General features: G+C 70.9%; 15 protein-coding genes. 10 read left to right on the top strand and 5 right to left on the bottom strand.

Translation table 11 applies throughout. The annotated features are described in order from the left end of the window. The first annotated feature begins 41 nt into the window (after positions 1–41). Entirely contained in the window at positions 42–1,424 is a 1,383-nt protein-coding gene (locus HV824_RS11250; protein ID WP_176415648.1) for a di-heme oxidoredictase family protein, read from the top strand. A 25-nt stretch (positions 1,425–1,449) separates the two neighbouring features. Here the strand turns inward: HV824_RS11250 and HV824_RS11255 are convergent, their stop codons facing one another. Then, a complete protein-coding gene (locus tag HV824_RS11255) occupies positions 1,450–2,976 on the bottom strand; it encodes a hypothetical protein (RefSeq protein ID WP_176423243.1) in 1,527 nt (508 codons plus the stop codon). Positions 2,977–3,106: 130 nt separating this feature from the next. Between HV824_RS11255 and thiL the strand changes: the two genes are divergently transcribed. The 9 genes from thiL to larC all read left to right on the top strand — a co-directional run bounded on the left by thiL (position 3,107) and on the right by larC (position 12,004). Continuing rightward, positions 3,107–4,054 carry a thiamine-phosphate kinase gene (thiL, locus tag HV824_RS11260; RefSeq protein ID WP_176415749.1) on the top strand — a complete coding sequence of 316 codons (948 nt, stop codon included), beginning with the start codon at positions 3,107–3,109 and terminating at the stop codon, positions 4,052–4,054. 56 nt (positions 4,055–4,110) lie between these two features. Beyond that, the gene (locus HV824_RS11265) at positions 4,111–5,496 is read left to right on the top strand and encodes a HAMP domain-containing methyl-accepting chemotaxis protein (RefSeq protein WP_176415650.1); all 1,386 of its coding nucleotides are present in this window, start codon (positions 4,111–4,113) and stop codon (positions 5,494–5,496) included. Continuing rightward, positions 5,493–6,026 (top strand): MmcQ/YjbR family DNA-binding protein, encoded by a 534-nt coding sequence (locus tag HV824_RS11270; RefSeq protein ID WP_176423244.1) that lies wholly within the window; start codon positions 5,493–5,495, stop codon positions 6,024–6,026. Before HV824_RS11265 ends, HV824_RS11270 begins: the two co-directional genes overlap by 4 nt. 27 nt (positions 6,027–6,053) lie before the next feature. Next, on the top strand, positions 6,054–6,476 hold the full coding sequence (locus HV824_RS11275; RefSeq protein WP_011556619.1) for a chemotaxis protein CheW: 423 nt from the start codon (positions 6,054–6,056) through the stop codon (positions 6,474–6,476). A gap of 70 nt (positions 6,477–6,546) precedes the next feature. Then, positions 6,547–6,915 carry a response regulator gene (locus HV824_RS11280; protein ID WP_011556618.1) on the top strand — a complete coding sequence of 123 codons (369 nt, stop codon included), beginning with the start codon at positions 6,547–6,549 and terminating at the stop codon, positions 6,913–6,915. A 53-nt stretch (positions 6,916–6,968) separates the two neighbouring features. Further along, positions 6,969–9,449: a chemotaxis protein CheA gene (locus HV824_RS11285; RefSeq protein WP_176423245.1), complete on the top strand. Its 2,481-nt coding sequence runs from the start codon at positions 6,969–6,971 to the stop codon at positions 9,447–9,449. Then, positions 9,446–10,048 (top strand): chemotaxis protein CheC, encoded by a 603-nt coding sequence (locus HV824_RS11290; RefSeq protein WP_176415653.1) that lies wholly within the window; start codon positions 9,446–9,448, stop codon positions 10,046–10,048. The genes HV824_RS11285 and HV824_RS11290 overlap by 4 nt, the downstream gene beginning before the upstream one ends. A 25-nt stretch (positions 10,049–10,073) precedes the next feature. Then, entirely contained in the window at positions 10,074–10,826 is a 753-nt protein-coding gene (larB, locus tag HV824_RS11295) for a nickel pincer cofactor biosynthesis protein LarB (protein WP_176415654.1), read from the top strand. A gap of 5 nt (positions 10,827–10,831) precedes the next feature. Continuing rightward, positions 10,832–12,004: a nickel pincer cofactor biosynthesis protein LarC gene (larC, locus tag HV824_RS11300; RefSeq protein WP_176423246.1), complete on the top strand. Its 1,173-nt coding sequence runs from the start codon at positions 10,832–10,834 to the stop codon at positions 12,002–12,004. Positions 12,005–12,022: 18 nt separating this feature from the next. Here larC and HV824_RS11305 read toward each other — a convergent pair whose 3' ends face one another. From HV824_RS11305 to HV824_RS11320, 4 genes are all read right to left on the bottom strand, one after another. Then, positions 12,023–12,811 carry a VOC family protein gene (locus tag HV824_RS11305; RefSeq protein WP_176415656.1) on the bottom strand — a complete coding sequence of 263 codons (789 nt, stop codon included), beginning with the start codon at positions 12,809–12,811 and terminating at the stop codon, positions 12,023–12,025. A 111-nt stretch (positions 12,812–12,922) separates the two neighbouring features. Beyond that, complete coding sequence (locus HV824_RS11310; RefSeq protein WP_176423247.1) at positions 12,923–14,311, bottom strand: ATP-binding protein; 1,389 nt, start codon at positions 14,309–14,311, stop codon at positions 12,923–12,925. Positions 14,312–14,369: 58 nt separating this feature from the next. Beyond that, the gene (locus tag HV824_RS11315; protein WP_368738047.1) at positions 14,370–15,998 is read right to left on the bottom strand and encodes a DUF6311 domain-containing protein; all 1,629 of its coding nucleotides are present in this window, start codon (positions 15,996–15,998) and stop codon (positions 14,370–14,372) included. Between the two features lie 198 nt (positions 15,999–16,196). After that, complete coding sequence (locus HV824_RS11320) at positions 16,197–18,068, bottom strand: hypothetical protein (protein WP_255207950.1); 1,872 nt, start codon at positions 18,066–18,068, stop codon at positions 16,197–16,199. Between the last annotated feature and the right edge of the window lie 33 nt (positions 18,069–18,101).

Here is an 18,101-nt window from a genome sequence, read left to right on the forward strand (position 1 = left end):
GGCCTGCCGTCCGCTTCCAGCCGTTCTTCATGAGGCGAGCCATGTTCCGTCATTCCTGGCGCTTGCTGGGCGCGAAGGCGTTTGGGTGGTGTGGGGCCCTCCTGCTCGCCGCCGGTCCGTCCCATGCGGCGCCGCGCGCGCGCGACGCGCTCTCGGGTGGGGCGACGACGGTCTTCGACGTCACGCCGAATGCCTATGGCCGTGCGCTGGGCAACCTGGACCCCGCGCGCTGGCAGCCCATGCTCGACGGCAAGGCGGTGTTCATGCGGGACTGGTACGCCCTGGCGGACGTGACGGCGGGCCCCTTCTCGAATGCCACGGGGTGTGGCTCCTGCCACTTCAAGGATGGCCGTGGGCGGCCCCTGCGTGAGCTGGGCCCCGAGGCGCCGCTGCTCGTCCGCTTGAGCGTGCCTTCGGAGGACTCGCCCGCGGGGCGCCACGAGCCCGTCTACGGTGGCCAGCTCCATGACCGCGCCATTCCTGGCGTCGCCGCCGAGGGCGAGGTCCAGGTCACCTATACGGACGTGAAGGGGAAGTACGCGGACGGGACGCCCTACACGCTACGACAGCCGCGCTACGACATCGCTCGACTGGGGTACGGGAAGCTGTCTTCCCAGGTGATGCTCTCGCCGCGCATTCCCGCGCCTGTGTTCGGGCTCGGCTTGCTGGAGGCCATCCCCGACAAGGCCATCCTGGCGCGGGCGGATGCGAAGGACCGTGACGGGGATGGCATCTCCGGCCGTCCGAACCGGGTGCGGACCGCCCGGGATGGCGCGGTTCGACTGGGCCGCTATGGCTGGAAGGCCAACCAGCCCACGCTGGAGCAGCAGGCCGCCAGCGCCTTCTCAGAGGACCTGGGGCTGACGTCACCGCTCTATCCCGAGCGCAACTGCACACAGGCGCAGGCGCCCTGCCAGGCGCCGCCGCCCGCCAAGGGGCCCGCTTTGTCGGAGCAGCAGTTGGCGCAGACGGTGCTTTACCTGCGCCTGATTGCGCCTCCCGCGAGCCGGAGCGTCGCGGAGCCGGCGGTGGTGAAGGGGCGAGCGCTCTTCCAGAAGACGGGCTGCGCGGCGTGCCACCACGCGGAGTTCACCACGGGGACGGTCGAGGATATCCCCGAGCTGTCGAACCAACGCATCCGCCCGTACACGGACCTGCTGCTGCACGACATGGGGCCGGAGCTGGCGGACGGCCGCCCCGACGGTGAAGCGAGCGGCTCCGAGTGGCGGACGCCGCCGTTGTGGGGGCTGGGCCTGCTGGAGACGGTGAACCGGCAGGTGCGGATGCTCCATGACGGCCGCGCGCGCGGCTTCGAGGAGGCCATCCTCTGGCACGGGGGCGAGGGCGCTCGTGCCCGCGCGCGCTTCAAGGCCTTGAGCAAGGCAGAGCGCGACGCGCTGGTGGCCTTCCTGCGCTCGCTCTGATGGCGAGCGCGGGGGGCCGTCGCCGTCAACTGTTGGCCATGGCGGTGCGGAGGCTGTCCAGGAGGTAGTACCGGAGCTCCTCGCTCGTCATCTCAGGCGTCTCCTTCAACTTCTTCTCGGCGAACTTCTTCCACTCGTTCAGCTCGTTGGGCGTCGGCTCGCTCGACGGCTGAGAGGGCCCGGCATAGTTGATGTAGATGAGCCAGCCGTAGGCCGCCCTGATGTGGTCTTCGATGCTTTGCTTGGCGGGAGCGTTGGTCCCCATCTTCTCGCTGCGCATCGCGTCCTGGATGGCGTACTTGAGCTCCTCCGGGGAGATGTCCTTGTTCTCCTTCTTCTTCTCGTTGGCGAAGGCGCGCCAGCGCCGCAGCTCCTCGGGCGTGGCGTCGCGCTCCTGCCCCTCGTAGCAGAAGGTCACCCACTTGACGGCGTCCTGGATGAACTTGTCGATGTTGGCGCTGCCCGTGCCGTCCATGCCCGTCGCCTTCACGCGGATGGCGTCCTGGATGGCGTACTTGAGCTCCTCGGGCGTGAGGTCCGGGTTCGCCTTCTGGTGCTTCCGGGCGAAGTCGCGCCAGTGCGCCAGCTCCGCGGCGGTGGGTTTGCGCTCCTTGCCCTCGTAGCACTGGGTGACCCACTTGACGCCGTCCTCGATGAACTTGTCGATGTTCTTCGGTGTCGCCTCGCCCGTCCCCGTCATCTTCGCGCGCATGGCGTCGGTGATGGCGTACTTGAGGTTCTCGGGCGTGATGTCTGGGTTCTTCTTCAACTGCTCCTGGGCGAAGGCGCGCCACTCCTTCAGCTCCGCGGGCGTGGCCTCGCGCTCCTTGCCCTCGTAGCACTGGGTGACCCACTTGACGGCGTCCTTGATGAACTTGTCGATGTTCTTCGGAGTCACCGCATCCGTCCCCAGCACCTTCGCCCGGACGGCGTCGATGATGGCGTACTTGAGCTCCTCCGGGGTCGTCTCCGGATTCTTGCGCATCAGGTCGGCGGCGAAGTCGCGCCAGTGCCGCATGTCCGCCTCAGTGGGAGGGGGCGCCTTCTCGTCGTAGCACTGGGTGACCCACGCGATGGCCTCGGAGATGAACCTGTCGGTGTTCGCCGGCGAATGGGCGTCCAGCCCGTCCCGCTCCAGGCGCAGCTTGTCCTGGATGGCGTAGCGGACCTCATCGGCGGTGATTTTCGGGTTCTCGTTGCGGAGCTCCCGTGCGAAGTCCAACCACTTGGAGCGCTCGGGACCGCTCGGCCAGCGGTCGCCCTCGAAGACATTCCGGTAGGCGTCGGCGACGCAGGCCGCCAGGCGCTCATCCCTGAGCGGGCCCAGGGCGGAGGGGAGAATCTCCTTGCCGAAAGGGGGCTGCGGGGTACCCGTCCCCGGGGCCTGGGCGGCGAAGGCGCTCGCGGGGGCCGCCTTCGTCACGCTTTGCGTTGGAAGGACGGAGCCGAGCAGGTCCACCCACTGCTGGGTGCTGACGTCCTTCGTGCCCGCGGGGCGCGTCTGGGTTTGGGGCGTGGAAACGAAAGGCAGCCGCTCGCCAATCTTTGGCATGAACTCCCCCCCGGGAGATGGAAGACCCAGTCCTTATGTTGTCTGGGAATGGCGCGAAAATGATGCGTCTGCCCAAGGTGCTGAAAAGTGTCGTTGCCCTGACACGCCGTCTGGTCTTTCCTCCGTGTCCATGGCTGGTGAGTTCGATTTCATTCGTCGGTTCCTCGCGCGCTTCCCCGCCGCGCGCGTGCCGGTGGGGCCCGGGGACGACTGCGCGGTGCTGCCCCCCTCCCGGGGCGCGCAGTGCGTCACCACGGACGCGGTGGTGGAGGACGTGCACTTCACGCGCGCCGCGTTCTCCCCCGCGGACATCGGCCACAAGGCGCTGGCGGTGAACCTGTCGGACCTGGCGTCCATGGGGGCCACGCCGCGCTGGTTCGTGTGCGCGCTCGCGCTGCCCAAGGACTACCCGCTCCGGGAGCTCACGGGCCTGGCGCGCGGCATGGCCGCGCTGGCCACCGCCCACCGGATTGCGCTGGTGGGTGGCAACTTCACCTCCGCGCGCGAGCTCTCCGTCACCATCACCGCCGCGGGCGAGCTGTCACGCGCGCCCCTCACCCGCGCGGGGGCCCGGCCCGGGGACCTCCTCTATGTCTCCGGCACGCTGGGCGACGCGCGCCTGGGCCTTGCGCAGCTGCGCGCGGGGCTGCGCCGGGGCGCGGCGGTGCGCCGTCAGCGCCGCCCCGAGCCTCGCGTGGCGCTGGGCCTGCTCGCCGCGCGCCATGCATCCGCCGCGCTGGATGTTTCCGACGGACTTGCACAAGACCTGGGTCATCTCTGCACCGCCTCGGGCGTGCGCGCGGAGCTGGAGGTGGAGCGGCTGCCGCTGTCGGCCGCGGTGCGCGAGGCGCTGGGGCCTGAAGGGGCGCTGGCGGGGGGCGAGGACTACGAGCTGCTGCTGGCCGTTCCCCCGGGACGCAGCCGGGCATTCGAGCGCGCGTGCGCTACAGGGGGACACGCCATCACCCGCATCGGCCACTTCACAGAGGGACGCGGGTGGGTGAGCCGGGACAGGACAGGCCGCGTTCTCCCACCGCCAGAGGGGTTCGACCACTTCCGACCTCGGGCGATGGATTGACCCTGCGGAGCAGCAAGGCTAAACCCGAGACGCTTCTCATCCCCCGAAAGCAACCCGTGCGCCGTCCCCTCCGCGACGACACAGTCCCCGGACACACTCCCCGCCGCGAGCCCCTGCAGCGATTGCTGCGCGCCGTGGACGGCCCTCGCGCGACCCGCGAGCGGTCCCTTCACCGGAAGATCCTCAACGGCTACGTCTTGATGGGGCTGGCGCTGACAGCGTGGATGTACGCGTCGGACCGCCTCATCGACTTCCTCTTCCCCGAGCTCAGCGTCGGGGGGAGGGACGCGGTGCGCATTGGCGTCGCCATCATCATCACCGGGGCCGCCGCCGCGCTGCTGCCTTCGTGGCTGGCGCGCGTCACCCGCGTGAAGGTGCTCAGCCGCTCCGCGTACGAAATCTCGCAGGGCGACCTGTCCAAGCCGGTGGCCGCCGAGGGCGGCAGCACGCGCGACGAAATCGACGAGCTGACGGGCGCCATCACCCGCATGCAGGAGAACCTGCGCGAGCTGGTGGGCAAGATTCAGGAGACGGCCAAGAGCGTGGCCGACACCGCCATCGACCTCCAGCGCTCGGCGGAGAACGTCAACGGCTCCACCGAGGAGGTGGGCTCGTCGATGGAGAAGATCGCCGGCGGCGCCGAGTCGCAGTCGCAGCTCGTGTCGAAGGCGTCCAAGGTCATCACGGAGATGGCCGGGAGCATCCAGCGCACCACGGCCAGCGCCGAGGACGCGGCGAGGACGACGGCGGAGACGAGCAGCGCGGCCGAGGACGGCTCCAAGGCGGCGCGGCTGGCCGGCGAGAAGGTGAAGAAGGTCTTCAACCGCATCGAGTCCGCCAGCCAGCAGGTGTTCGCCTTCGGCGAGAAGACGCAGGAAATCTCCAAGATCGTCGACGCGATTACGCAGGTGGCGCAGCAGACGAACCTGCTGGCGCTCAACGCGACGATTGAAGCGGCGCGCGCGGGTGAGTACGGCCGCGGCTTCGCGGTGGTGGCCGATGAGGTGCGCAAGCTGGCTGAGAGCGCGGGCCGCTCCGCCGAGCAGATCTCCAAGCTGGCGCGCGACATCTCCGGGCAGTCCACCTCCGTCGTGAGCGCCATGAAGGAAGGCATCGCGGAGCTGGCCGAGGGCCGCGAGGACCTGACCAACATCGTGCGCTCCATGGGCGCCATCACCGACACCATCCGCAAGGGCTCCGAGAAGGTGCACCTCATCTCCGAGAGCGCCCGCGAGCAGCTCAAGGGCAGCGAGGAGATGGTGAAGGCCATCGAGGAAATCAAGCTGGTGGCGCGCAACAACGCCTCCTCCACAGAGGCCATCCAGGCGGTCATCCAGGAGCAGACGGCCGCCGTGTCCCGGATGACGTCGCTGGCCAGTGAGCTGACCAACCTCTCCGTCGAGCTGCAGAGCGTCGTGCGCAGCTTCCGCCTGGGCTCATGAGCCAGCCGCCCTCGGACAACGTCGACGCGAAGCTGAAGGCCGCGGAGGCCCACCTGCGCGGGGTGATGCTCGCGCTCCCCGAGACGACCGAGGAGTTCCCCTGGGGCCACCGCACGGCCAAGGTGAAGGGGAAGATGTTCGTCATCCTCGCGCTGGACAACGACGGGCTGGGGGTCACCACCAAGCTCCCCGAGTCCCACGAGGCCGCGCTCACGCTGCCCTTCACCGAGCCCACCGGCTACGGCCTGGGCAAGAGCGGCTGGGTGTCCGCCCGCTTCAAGCCGGGCAGCGAGGTCCCCACCGGGCTCTTGTCCCAGTGGATTCACGAGAGCTTCCGCGCCGTGGCGCCCCAGAAGGTGCTCAAGGCGCTGACCCCCGGGGCCGGAAAGAAGCCCGCACCGGGCAAGGCGGCGGCGGGTGGGAAGAAATCCGTGGCGAAGCCGGCCCCGGCGCGCGAAGGTCCCAAGGTGCGGGCCGGCGCGAAGAAGACCTCCACGGCGAAGCGGGGCGCGGCGGGTTCGTCCCGCTGATTCCAGAGCGGATAGAACGTTACTCCTGTGCGGCACGTCATCTTCCGGGTGGAGAAGGAGCGTTACGGGCTGCCGCTCTCGGCGGTGCGGGAGGTCGTCGTGCCTCCCGAGCGCTTCACCCGCGTGCCGCGTGCGCCACTGGCCATTACAGGCGTAATGAATCTGCGCGGCCGGGTCGTGACGGTGGTAGAGCTGCGGCAGCTCCTGAGTCTCCCCGAGGGTCCTACCCCGCCCGGACGGGTGGTTCTACTGGACCGAGGGCGGAGAGACCTGGGACTGTTGGTGACGGACGTAGACGGCATCGAAGCGGTGGAGCGGGTGAGCACGGCGCCAGGAAAAATGACGCCTGCCATCCGGGGCGTCGCCAGGCTGGGTGGCCTGGGAGTGACGGTCCTGGACCCAGAGGGGTTGGACGCCGCGGTGGTTGCCTTGTTCACCCATTCCAAGTGAGTAGCCCCCTGGAAAGCGCGGATGCTAGTGTCCGCGCTCCTCTAGGTGATTCGGAGGCGGAGTTCTTCACATGGCTAAGCGGGTCCTGGTCGTCGACGATGCCATCTTCATGCGCAACATGATCAAGGACATCTTTGCGTCTGGGGGGTTCGAGGTCGTCGGCGAGGCGGCCAACGGCCTGGAGGCCGTGGAGAAGTACAAGGAGCTCAAGCCCGACCTCACGACGATGGACATCGTCATGCCCTTCAAGAGCGGCATCGAGGCCACTCGGGAAATCATCAAGGCGGACAGCAGCGCGGTGGTCATCATGTGCTCCGCGCTTGGCCAGGAGAGCCTGGTGATGGAGGCCATCGAGGCGGGTGCCTCGGACTTCATCGTCAAGCCGTTCCGGGCCGAGGATGTGCTGGCCGTGGTGAAGAAGGTCCTGGGCGAGACGTGAGCGGCTGCGCCCTGGCGCGGGCCGTCCACCCTTCCTGACACGAGGCCGGGTCCATGACGATGGACATGTCCCGCTACCTCGGGCTCTTCATCTCCGAGGCGACCGACCACCTGGAGGCGCTCGGGCGTGACCTCGTGGAGCTCGAGCGCGAGAGCTCGTCCAGCGCGGTGGATTCGATGTTCCGCCATGCCCACTCGGTCAAGGGCATGGCGTCGTCCATGGGCTTCGAGCCCATCGCCATCGTGGCGCACCGCGTGGAGGACCTCGTGGACGCCGTCCGTCAGGACCGCGGCCGCCTGGACCGCGACCTGGTGGACCTGCTGCTCACCGCCGCCGACACCATGCTCGCGCAGGTGCGCGCGGTGGCGGAGGGCAAGCCGCCGGATGACTCCGCGGCGCTCCTGACGCAGCTCAGCCAGCGCGTCACCACCATGACGGGCCACGCCCCGGCCGCCACGCGCGTCGCGAAGGTGACGGCGCTGAAGCCGGAGGGCGGCGGCGCGGATGGCACGGGCTCGGATGGCTCGGGCGGGTCGGGCGTCGGCGGAGGCTCGGGGCCTGGCTCTGGTGGCTCGGGCACCACGGGCGGAGCTGGCGGTGGCTCGGGCACCGGCTCGGATGGTTCGGGCGGAGCTGGCGGTGGCTCGGGCACTGGCTCGGATGGTTCGGGCGGAGCTGGCGGTGGCTCGGGCCCCACGGGCGGAGCTGGCGGCGCGAGCCCCGGTGGCGGCACGAGCGGCGGAGCCGGAAGCGGCTCGGGCCCCACAGGCGCCGGTGCCAGTCCCGGCTCAACGCAAGGTGGCGGAGCTGCGGGGAGCGGCGTCGACGGAGGCGCGGGCACCGGGGGGCGCAGTGCCAGCCCAGGCGTGGCCAGCGACTCCGGTGCCTCCACCACCTCCAGCGCTCTCCCATCCCCGGACGGAACCACCGGAGGCGTGGTGCTGCCGCTGTCCGCGCGCCGGGCCTCGGACGCGCCCGGTGCCGCGGCACCGTCGCCCGACCTGGCCAACTCCCTGAAGGCCGCGGCCGGCGCGCCGCTCCCGGAGACGCTGGCCCAGCGTTGGGCGGTGCGCCTGCGCATCGCGCCCACCTGCCAGGTGCCCGGCGTGCGCGCCTTCCTCGTCCACAAGCGCCTCACCAACCTGGGCACGCTGGTGGACCTCCGGCCCGCGCTGGAGGAGCTGAAGGCCGGCCGCATCCCAGACGGCAACATCCAACTGGAGCTGGAGACCCCGGCGGGCGAAGCGGGCATCCACGCGGCGCTGAAGAACGTGGCCGAGGTGGAGGTCCTCTCGGTGAAGCCCGCGGTGGCCGCGCCCGTGGTGCAGCCCGCCCTGGTGCCCGTCCCCGACGGCGTCCGCGCGCCCGCGGACACGGCGTCGCGCACGGTGCGCGTGCGCACGGAGCTCCTCGACTACTTCCTGGACACGGTGGGTGAGCTGATGCTCGCCACGGCCCGCCTGCGCGAGGTGGGCAAGGTGCTGCCGGAGAACACGCGCCCCGCGCTGGAGGAGGGCGTCTACCGGCTGCACACGCTGGTGAAGGACCTGCACGACAAGGTGATGACGGCGCGCATGACGCCGCTGTCCCTCATCACCGACCGGCTGCCCCGGGCGGCGCGTGACATCGCCCGCCGCAAGGAGCGCGAGGTCGACCTGGTCATCACCGGCGCGGAAATCGAGCTGGACCGGGCCATCCTCGAGGAGCTGGCGGACCCGCTGCTCCACCTGCTGCGCAACTGCATCGACCACGGCCTGGAGGCGCCGGAGGACCGCGCCGCCGCGAAGAAGGGCCCCCGGGGGCGGGTGCTGGTGGCGGTGAAGCGCGCCAGGGACCGCGTCATCATCGAGCTGGAGGACGACGGCCGCGGCATGGACCCCGCGAAGCTGAAGAACGCCGCGGTGTCGCGGGGCCTGCTCTCGGCGGAGGCCGCGGCGCGCATGACGGACCGCGAGGCCTTCATGCTGTCGTGCCTTCCGGGCGTCTCCACCGCCAAGGACATCACCGACATCTCCGGCCGCGGCGTGGGCATGGACGCGGTGAAGCGCGTGGTGGAGAACGTCGGCGGCACGCTCGAAATCGACAGCGAGCGAGGCCGGGGCACCCGCTTCACCCTGCGCCTTCCACTGACAGTCGCCGTGGTGCACCTGCTGCTGGTGGAGGTGGGCGAGGAGGTCTTCGGCCTGCCCATCGCCAAGGTGGTGGGTGCGACGGAGGCGGACGGGGAGTCGCTCAGCCGCAGCCGCGAGACGGCCCTGCTGCCTCACGGCAATTCACTGCTGCCGGTCCACGCGTTGGATGCGCTGGTGGGCGTTCCTGCCCCGCAGAGGCAGGGAACCCGGCCTTTCGTGGTGATGGACGGGGATTCCGGGCGGGTGGCCCTGGAGGTGGACCGCCTGTTGGGACAGGAGGAAGTGGTGCTCAAGCCGCTGTCTCGGCCCCTGGACTTGCTGCCCGGCCTGTCCGGCGTCACCATTCTGGGAAGTGGGCGTCCGGTGTTCATCCTGGACGTGCCGAGGTTACTGTCCGCGTGAGCCAGCCCCTCCCCAGCGACGCGCAACTCGACGCCCTGCGCGAGGTGGCCAACATTGGTTGTGGCCACGCGGCCAATGCCCTCTCCCGGTTGATGGGGGGGCGCAAGGTGGACCTCTCCATCCCCCGCGTGGTGCTGACAGGCCCCTCCGACGCCGCCGAGCTGCTGGGCGGCGCCGCGCCGGTGGTGTCCGGGAGCCTGGGCATCCAGGGCGGGCTGCGGGGTGTCCTGTTGCTGGTGCTGCCCCAGGAGGACAGCGCCGCGCTGGAGGCGCTGCTCCTGGAAGGACAGACGGCGCTTCATCAGGCCGAGCGGGACAGCGTGGTGGCGGAGACGGCGAACATCGTCGCCAGCGCCTGCCTGTCCGCCATGGGCCGGCTGACGGGCTGGAGGCTGGTGCCCACGGTGCCCACGGTGCGGCGAGGCGGCGCGCGGGACGCGGTGTCCGACGCGGTGGGGCAGGTGGAGGGCGACGCCAGCAGCGTGGTGGTGCTGGAGGCCCGCTTCCTCGCGGCCGCGGCGCCGCCGGTGGGTGGACAGCTGCTGTTGGTGCTGGCGCGGGACAGCATCCGCGACCTGCTGGCGCGGCTGGGCGTGTAGCCCGTTTCAGGCTACACGGGCGCCCATGGATGAAAAGGCGCTGAAGCAGCTCCTGGGCAGCGTGAAGTCCGGCCGCGTCTCCGTGGACGACGCGGTTGGCAAGTTGAAGGACCTGCCCTTCGCGGAGCTGGGGTACGCGACGCTCGACACGCACCGCAACCTGCGCTTCGGCTTCCCGGAGGTGGTGCTGGGGGAGCCCAAGACGGTGGAGCAGCTCCTGGGCATCGTCGGGGCGCTGGTGGAGCGCAAGCAGACGGTGCTGGTGACGCGGCTCCAGCCGGACAAGGCGGAGGCGCTGGTGGCGCGCTTCCCCAAGGGCCAGTACCACCCGGTGGCGCGCATCTTCCATCTCAAGCAGGGCAAGGTGCGCGCGGGCCGCGTGGCCGTGGTGACGGCGGGCACCAGCGACATCCCCGTGGCGGAGGAGGCGGCCACGACGGCCGAGGCCATGGGCGCGGAGGTGCGGCGCGTCTACGACGTGGGCGTGGCCGGCATCCACCGGCTGCTGCGGCGCCGCGAGGAAATCCAGGAGTGCCACGCCGCCGTGGTGGTGGCGGGCATGGAGGGCGCGCTGGCCAGCGCGCTGGGCGGACTGGTGGGCATCCCCGTGGTCGCGGTGCCCACGTCGGTGGGCTACGGGGCCAACTTCAAGGGCGTGTCCGCGCTGCTGGCCATGGTGAACTCGTGCGCCTCCAACGTGGCCACGGTGAACATCGACAACGGCTTCGGCGGTGGCTTCTACGCCGCCCTCATCTCCCGCACGAAGGGACGCAGGTGAGCACCATGCGACGCATCCTCTACCTGGAGCCGGTGGGCGGCATCGCCGGGGACATGTTCCTGGCGGCGGGCCTGGACCTGGGCATCGCGCCGGCCGACCTGGAGCGCGCGCTGTCGGGCCTGCGCGTCCCGGGCTGGAAGCTGGCGGTGAGCCGCGCGGTGCGCCACGCCATCAGCGGCACGCACCTGGACGTCGTGCTGGAGGCGCGCGAGGCCCACCCGCACCGCGCCTACGCGGACATCCGGCGCCTCATCGAAGAGGCGGACACGCTGCCCCCGCGCGCGAAGGAGCGGGCGCTGGCGGTGTTCCGCGCCATCGGCGAGGCGGAGGCGAAGGTCCACGGCGTGTCCATCGACGACATCCACTTCCATGAAGTGGGCGCGGTGGACTCCATCGTCGACATCTGCGGCGCGGCGGTGGTGCTGGAGCTCTTGGGCAACCCAGAGGTCCACGCGGCGCCGCCGCCGCTGGGCAGCGGCACCATCCGCGTGGCCCACGGCGCCATGCCCATCCCCGTGCCCGCGACGCTGGAGTTGCTGCGTGACGTGCCCGTGCGCTTCGAAGGCGTGGGCGAGCTGACGACGCCCACGGGCGCGGCGCTGCTCAAGGTGCTGGCGCACATCGGCCACCCGCCGGACTTCATCGTGGAGAAGGTGGGCTACGGCGTTGGAACGAAGGACTTCAAGGACCGGCCCAACGTGCTGCGCGCGTCGCTGGGCCGGCTGGAGCAGGCCGGCAACGAAGGGCTCTGGGTGGTGGAGGCCAACCTGGACGACGCCACGCCGCAGCTCCTGGGGTATCTGCTGGAGCGGCTGCTCGCGGTGGGCGCGCTGGACGCGTGGGTGACGCCGGTGGTGATGAAGAAGAGCCGGCCGGGGCACCTGCTGAGCGCGCTGGTGGAGGGCGGCACGCGCGAGGCCCTCGTGGACGTGGTGCTGCGCGAGTCCACCACGCTGGGCGTGCGCTACCACCGCGTGGAGCGTCAGGCGCTGGAGCGGGACTGGGTGGAGGTGGAGACGCCGTGGGGGCAGGTCCGCGTGAAGCGCGGGCTGCGCCAGGGCGCGGTGCTCAACGCCCACCCGGAGTTCGAGGACTGTCGCCAGGTGGCGGAGGCCGCGGGCGTCCCGGTGAAGCAGGTGATGGCAGCGGCGGTGGCGGCGCTCGGCGCGAAGGCCTGAGCGCCGCGGCTACACCGGCTACATCTCCGGGGACGTTTCGGACAGCTTGATGACGACGAAGGTCGCGCCCGCGGGGTCGGCGACGACGGCGAGGCGGCCGTAGGGCGAGTCCTCGGGAGGCTGGAGCACCTTGCCGCCCAGCTCAGTCACCTGCCGCACCGCCACGTCTGCATCCGCCACCGCGAAGTAGCTCAGCCAGTGAGCGGGCACCTCGGCGGGCCAGCTCTCGCCCATCTGCAGGACGCCGCCCACCGCCGTCTTGCCCTTGTGCAGGGTCCAGTACTGCATGTCGCCCATGCCCTCGAGCTTCTTCGCCTCGAAGCCGAAGAGGGCGGAGTAGAAGGCGATGGCCTTGGCGGCGTCGCGCGTGTTCACCTCGCGCCACGTCATGGCGCCGGGCTCGTGTTCGAGTTGCGCGCCCCGATGCTCCAGGGGCTGCCACAGACCGAAGTGCGCGCCGGTGGGGTCCGTGCAGATGGCGAGCCGTCCCTGGTCGAACACGTCCATGGGGCCCATGCCCACCTGGCCGCCATGCTTCTGGACGAGCGCGGCCGTGGCGTCGATGTCCTCCACGCCGAAGTAGAGCGTCCACGCCGAGGGCGCGGCCAGGTCAGGCGGCTTCTGGCCCATGCCAGCGGCGTTGAGGCCGTTCACCTGGCACATCGTGTAGAAGTGCGTGTCCTGGGTGCCAACGACGAACGACCAGCCCAGCAGCGGGCCATAGAAGGCGCGGGCCTTCTCCAGGTCCGGCGTCATCAGGTCCATCCAGACAGGCGTCCCCATCTCCGGTGTCTTGACCTCGGGCATCGTGCGTTCCTCATTCGTGGGGTGTGGGCCCTATGAACATCGGGCGCATGCACCCTAGCCACGATTCGCGCCAGGGGGGCGTGACATCCACCGCGACCCAGCGTGTGCTGGCTACACCGGCAAGCGCACCTGGATGCGGGTGCCGCCCTGTTCGGCGCGCACGCACAGGTCGCCGCCATGGCGCTCGACGATGCGCCGGCAGACATCCAGGCCCATGCCCGCCGCATGGGGCTTCGTGCTGAAGAAGGGCTCGAAGATGCGCGGCTGCAGGTCCTTGGGAATGCCCGGCCCGTCGTCGGAGACCTCGACGACCACGTGCGCGCCCTCCTTCCAGGTGCGCAGCCGCACGCGGCCTCCGCGCTCGCCCAGGGCCTCCAGCGCGTTGAGCACCAGCTGCGTCCACAGCTCATCGAGCGCGATGCCTTCCGCCTTCAGCCGGGGCAGGCTCGGGTCGAACTCGCGCTCCACCGTGAGGTGCTCTCCGCGCAGCCGGTGGCCCAGCGCCGCCAGCGCGTGCTCCAGTCCTTCGTGGACATCCACGTCCTCACGCGGCACCGGGTCCATGAAGGCATAGGCCTTCACGCCGTCGACGAGCGCGGACACGCGCGCCGTTCCGCGCGCCACCTCCGCCATGAGCACGTCGCAGCTCACCGCCACCACCAGCCACGCGAGCACGTCGCCCAGCAGCGCCCCGCCCACGCGCGTCGCCACTGACTCCAGCCACGCGACGTCCAGCCCGGAGGCCACCAGCGCGGGCGCCGCCTCCCACGCGTCAGCCACGCCGCGCGCCTCCAGCCAGGAGCCCAGCGCCTCCTCGCGCTGCGCGCGGGCCAGGGGCTCCAGCGGCGGAGAGCTCCGCCCGCGCTCCGCCGCTTCCCGGGGCAGGGCCAGCAGGACGCCGCGCTGGGGCAGGGAAAGGCCGTGCTCACCCAGGGCCATGGCGCGCGCGGACACCGTGGCCATCAGCTCGCCCAGCCGCGCCGCGCTCCGGCGGGCCGCCGCGGCGGGGCTGCCCAGCTCGGCGCCCAGCTCGGCCGCCATGCGTCCCACGGGGAGCAGCTCCGCCTGCGGACGGACATCCTGTGCCTGCTGCTCGGTGCGCTGCGAGGCCAGCTCCATCAGTCCCCGGCTGAGTCCGGGCGCCAGCCGCAGCAGCTCCCAGAAGGTGGCCGGCTCCATCCGGAACAGGCGCACGTTCGTCACCGCGTCGCCGCTGTGGGGGTAGGGCGCGTTCAGGAAGAGGATGAGCTCGCCGAAGAGGTCACCGGCCTCCAGCGTGAAGGTGGGCGCGCTCTCCGTGTTGGTGTCGCGGCTCCACTGCGTGCGGCCCTCCAGGATGACGGACAGTCCATCCGCGGAGGCGCCTTGCTCGGCGATGCGCGCGCCGGCGGGGAAGTGGAGTTGACGCCCATGGTCCGCCATCCAGCGGAGCTGTTCCGCGGTGAGCCGGGCGAACAGCGGAACCTGGCGCAACGCCGCGACGATGTCGTCACTTCCCATACGCCGGGATGCTGCCTGTCCCCGCCAGGGAGTCCATTGGATTCGGCGGGGCCCCGCGCTATCGCAACGGTTGCCGCGTCAACGCCTGAGCAAAGGCGTCGCTCCGCTGCCCGGCCACGCACACCGGCAACCCCTCCAGCATCCCGCAGCGGGCGCCCGCCCGGAGGAAGGCGCCCACCTGCTGGCGCACCACGACGTACACTGTGTCCCCGTCCACGCCGCCAGGGCGCATGGTGGCGTTGCACGCCTCCGCGATCGACGGCGGGGTCCGGGTGACGTAGCCGCTGTTGAAGGTGAGGCCCAGCCGGTAGGCCATGTACCCCGCCGCGTTGACCAGCGGCTCGTTGTAGGGACACACCCACTGCACCTGCGGTGGGAAGAGGGCCAGGTGCTGGTAGTGGCCCTTCAGCTCCGCCCACTCCGGGGCCTGGAGCCGCCGGAAGCCGTCTGGACGTCGGCGCAGCTCGCTCTTGTCCTGGCGCACGTCGTAGGCCTGCACCGCGACGGCCAGCGCGAGCACCGCCGTCCCCACCCAGGCGCGCTCGCGCCACTGTCGAAGCCACAGGAGGACGGCGCCGCCCATCACCGCGTAGCACAGCGGCCAGATGAAGCGCCCGGACGCGCGGAACGCGGAGGTCAGCCGCGAGAAGGGCTCGTACAGTCCGCCCAGGTCCACCACCAGCCGGCCCGTCCACGTCACCCGGGAGGACAGCGCGTAGAGGGCCAGCAGCAGCACCGCCACCGCGAAGGGCAGGCCCCGCCGCCAGGGCACGTCCCGCACAACGCGGAAGCGAAGCGCCGCGCCCACGACGGAGAGCCCCACGAGCAGCAGCGCCCCCGCGCCCACATAGCCGAAGCCTTCGGCCTGCCGCCGCGCCACGGGCAGGGAGGGCAAGAGCCGCGACCAGTCCGTCGGATTGAACAGCGCGGTCAGGTCCGCGGAGAACTGGCCGAAGCCCTCCGCGCCCAGGGTGCTGCCGAGGAAGTAGCCGAAGAGGGCGAAGACGAGCACGTCCAGCACGACGATGCCCGCGGAGGCCAGCAACGCGCGTCCCCAGGTGATGACGCGGGCCAGGGCCAGCCTCACGGCCAGGGCCATGGCGAGGGGGACGAGCATGGCCACGAGGTAGGGGTGGATGCCCGAGCCCAGGGCGCACAAGGCCGCGGCCAGCCAGAGGCTCCGCTTCGCCGCGCGCGCATCCGGCGCGTCGCGCAGGTGGAGCCACATCATGGCCACCAGCATCCAGTGCGCGCACAGCGCGATGTGGCCCAGGCGGGCCGCCATGGGAGGGGCGAGCGCCAGCAGCAGGCCCCCCAGGACCTGGTGTGTGGGCCGGGAGGAGGCGACGGACACGAGCTTCGCGCCGAACCACCCCATCAGCGCGAAGCACAGCGCCAGCCAGAGGCCGTGGTACTGGAAGTCAGCGGGCAGCAGCGCGTCGAAGGGCTTGAACAGCACCGCCAGCAGGGGATTGCCATCCGTGAGCGCGACGGACGTCCCATGGGGGAAGAGCTGGTTGGGCGAGCTCGTGAGGGGCAGTCGCCAAGGTGCGTTGCGGTAGAAGAGCCAGCCCATGGTGGCGCAGGCCCAGTCCTCGCGCATCAGCCAGTCGAGGCGCGTGGGCGGAATCGCTTTTCCACCGCCGAGCCAGAGGAACCACGCCAGTCCGCCCAGCGCGGCGCCCACGGGCGCCCACCGGCTCGCGGCTGAAGGAGAAGGCGCAACGGTGGGGGTGGGCGGAGTCGGGGCGAGCGCCGGTGAAGCGGACTCACTCGACGCCGGTGGACTCGGGGTCGTCATGGCGGCCTTGGTGAAGGCCGGCACTGTAGGACCGCGCTTCCCACACGGGCAAGCACCGTCCCGGGCCGCGCGCTTCCGGCCAGCCTAGAGGTGGCAAGGCGTGACGCTGTCGTTGTTCCCGATGAGGCGCTCCTCCGCCGGCCCGGTGTAGACGGCGTCCGCGAGCATCGTGGCCCAGCATGACGGGAGCCGGGCGTTGTCCGTGACGATGAACGCGTCGCGCACGCGCGCGAGTGCGTCCAGGTTCAGCGCCGTCATCGCCGGGTTCTCCCGCACCTCCAGGCTGCTCACGCTGTGGAGCGAGCCCAGGCTCCCCAGGTGCTCCAGCGCGGCGTTGCCCGTGACGGAGAGGCTGCGCATCCACGTCACCTGCTGGAAGCCGGACAGGTCCGTCAGCGTCGGGTTGAGGTTGATGAACAGGGCGCCGCCCATGCTCTGGAGCGCTGGCAGGTCCGTCGCGCGCAGCAGCCGCGGGTTCTCCTCCAGGACGACGTCCCCGTGCACTCGGCGCAGCGACGGCATCGGGCCTACCTGCTCCAGCACCGCGTTGCCCGCCACGGCGAGCGCGCCGGTTTCGGAGAGGGCATCGAAGCGGACCTCCTGGAGCCGGGCGTTGTTCATCACGTTGACGCGGTCCTCCACGAGCGCCAGGTGCTCCAGGCCGGAGAGGTGCGTGAGGGCGTTGTTGCTGGAGATGTCGAGCACGCCGCCAATCCTCGTCAGCAGGCCCATGCCCTCCAGGGACTGGAGCATCGGGTTGGCCGAAATCATGAAGCTCCCATCCACCTGGGCCAACTGGGACAGCGGCAGCTTCTCCAGCGCGGCGTTCTGGTGGACGGTGAGCGTGCCCGACAGCACCTGGACGTGGGGGAACATGCCAGGGCTCCACAGGGCACCGGTGTTCCACAGGGTGAGGTCGAAGCGGGGCGCCACGGCGGTCAGGCCGCTCAGGGTCGACAAGCCAGGGAGCGAGTTGAGCGTCAGGCTGTGGACGCGAACGGGCGGAAGCGCCTCCGGCGTCTGCGGTCCGATGCGCAGCTCGCTGAGCTGGTCGCCGCCCCTGATGCTCAACGTCCCCCCGACGTAGCGGAGCCCCGACAGGTCCACCTGCATCAGCCCCGGGTTGCCTTGGATGTTCAGCGCGCCCTCCACCCAGACGAGGCCGGGCAGCACCACCGCCGTGACTTCCGTGTGCTCGATGTTGAGGTCGCCGCGGATGCTGGTGAGGGACTTCAGCGCCTCCAGGTCGGCCACGTCCTCCACCGCATACGTCCCGTCATGGGTCGCCGACAGCTGGCACACGTAGGCGGACGCGCGGATTTCGGCGTCGTCGAGCACCGTGTTCCGGTTGTCGTCCACGCCTGCCTCCACCCAGGTGCCGCCGGTGGTGCAGTTCGGGCCGGCGGGCTCTGGCCGCTGGCGCAGCAGCGTCACCACGGGGTCCGCGCAGAAGCGGGCAGCCGCCCGGAGCTCGTCCTCATCGAGCACGCCATTCCCATTGAGGTCCACGCCGGCCTCCATGAGCGCGTTGTCGTACCGGCAGACGAAGGGGTGGGTCAGCAGCGGGCGGACGCGGGCGACGACAGGCGCCGGCTCCATGCAGCCGTGGACCTCGCGCGTCACCTCGTCATCCGAGAGGAGGCCGTCCCCATCCAGGTCCGTCCCCGCCAGGGTGCGCTGCCCGCCCAGCGCACAGGGCTCGCCAGGAGGAAGCTGCCGGGTGCGCACCAGGACGCCCGGCGAGAGCGTGGCGCAGATGTACTCGGTGCCCGTCACCTCGTTGTCGTCGAGCACGCCGTCGTCATCCAGGTCCAGCCCCGAGTGCACGGCCTTCCCTCCGTACTCGCAGTTTGGGCCCGAGGGCTCGTTGGCCACGCGGGTGCGCGCCGCGTGCTGCTCGACGAGCCGGCGCAGGTCGATGCCGTCACACCCCGCGGCCAGGATTAGCGTCCACATCCACATCCATCGCATCGCTCAAGAACCTTTCGG

The sequence above is a fragment of the Myxococcus sp. AM009 genome (genome assembly GCF_013372605.1).
GTDB classification, from domain to species: domain Bacteria; phylum Myxococcota; class Myxococcia; order Myxococcales; family Myxococcaceae; genus Myxococcus; species Myxococcus vastator.

What these genes read in the sequence shown, in the direction of transcription:
- HV824_RS11250 (WP_176415648.1), top strand. Translation starts at nt 42, where the DNA reads ATGTTCCGTCATTCCTGGCGCTTGCTGGGCGCGAAGGCGTTTGGGTGG.
- HV824_RS11255 (WP_176423243.1), bottom strand. Translation starts at nt 2,976, where the DNA reads ATGCCAAAGATTGGCGAGCGGCTGCCTTTCGTTTCCACGCCCCAAACC.
- thiL (WP_176415749.1), top strand. Translation starts at nt 3,107, where the DNA reads ATGGCTGGTGAGTTCGATTTCATTCGTCGGTTCCTCGCGCGCTTCCCC.
- HV824_RS11270 (WP_176423244.1), top strand. Translation starts at nt 5,493, where the DNA reads ATGAGCCAGCCGCCCTCGGACAACGTCGACGCGAAGCTGAAGGCCGCG.
- HV824_RS11280 (WP_011556618.1), top strand. Translation starts at nt 6,547, where the DNA reads ATGGCTAAGCGGGTCCTGGTCGTCGACGATGCCATCTTCATGCGCAAC.
- HV824_RS11285 (WP_176423245.1), top strand. Translation starts at nt 6,969, where the DNA reads ATGACGATGGACATGTCCCGCTACCTCGGGCTCTTCATCTCCGAGGCG.
- larB (WP_176415654.1), top strand. Translation starts at nt 10,074, where the DNA reads ATGGATGAAAAGGCGCTGAAGCAGCTCCTGGGCAGCGTGAAGTCCGGC.
- larC (WP_176423246.1), top strand. Translation starts at nt 10,832, where the DNA reads ATGCGACGCATCCTCTACCTGGAGCCGGTGGGCGGCATCGCCGGGGAC.
- HV824_RS11305 (WP_176415656.1), bottom strand. Translation starts at nt 12,811, where the DNA reads ATGCCCGAGGTCAAGACACCGGAGATGGGGACGCCTGTCTGGATGGAC.
- HV824_RS11310 (WP_176423247.1), bottom strand. Translation starts at nt 14,311, where the DNA reads ATGGGAAGTGACGACATCGTCGCGGCGTTGCGCCAGGTTCCGCTGTTC.
- HV824_RS11320 (WP_255207950.1), bottom strand. Translation starts at nt 18,068, where the DNA reads ATGTGGACGCTAATCCTGGCCGCGGGGTGTGACGGCATCGACCTGCGC.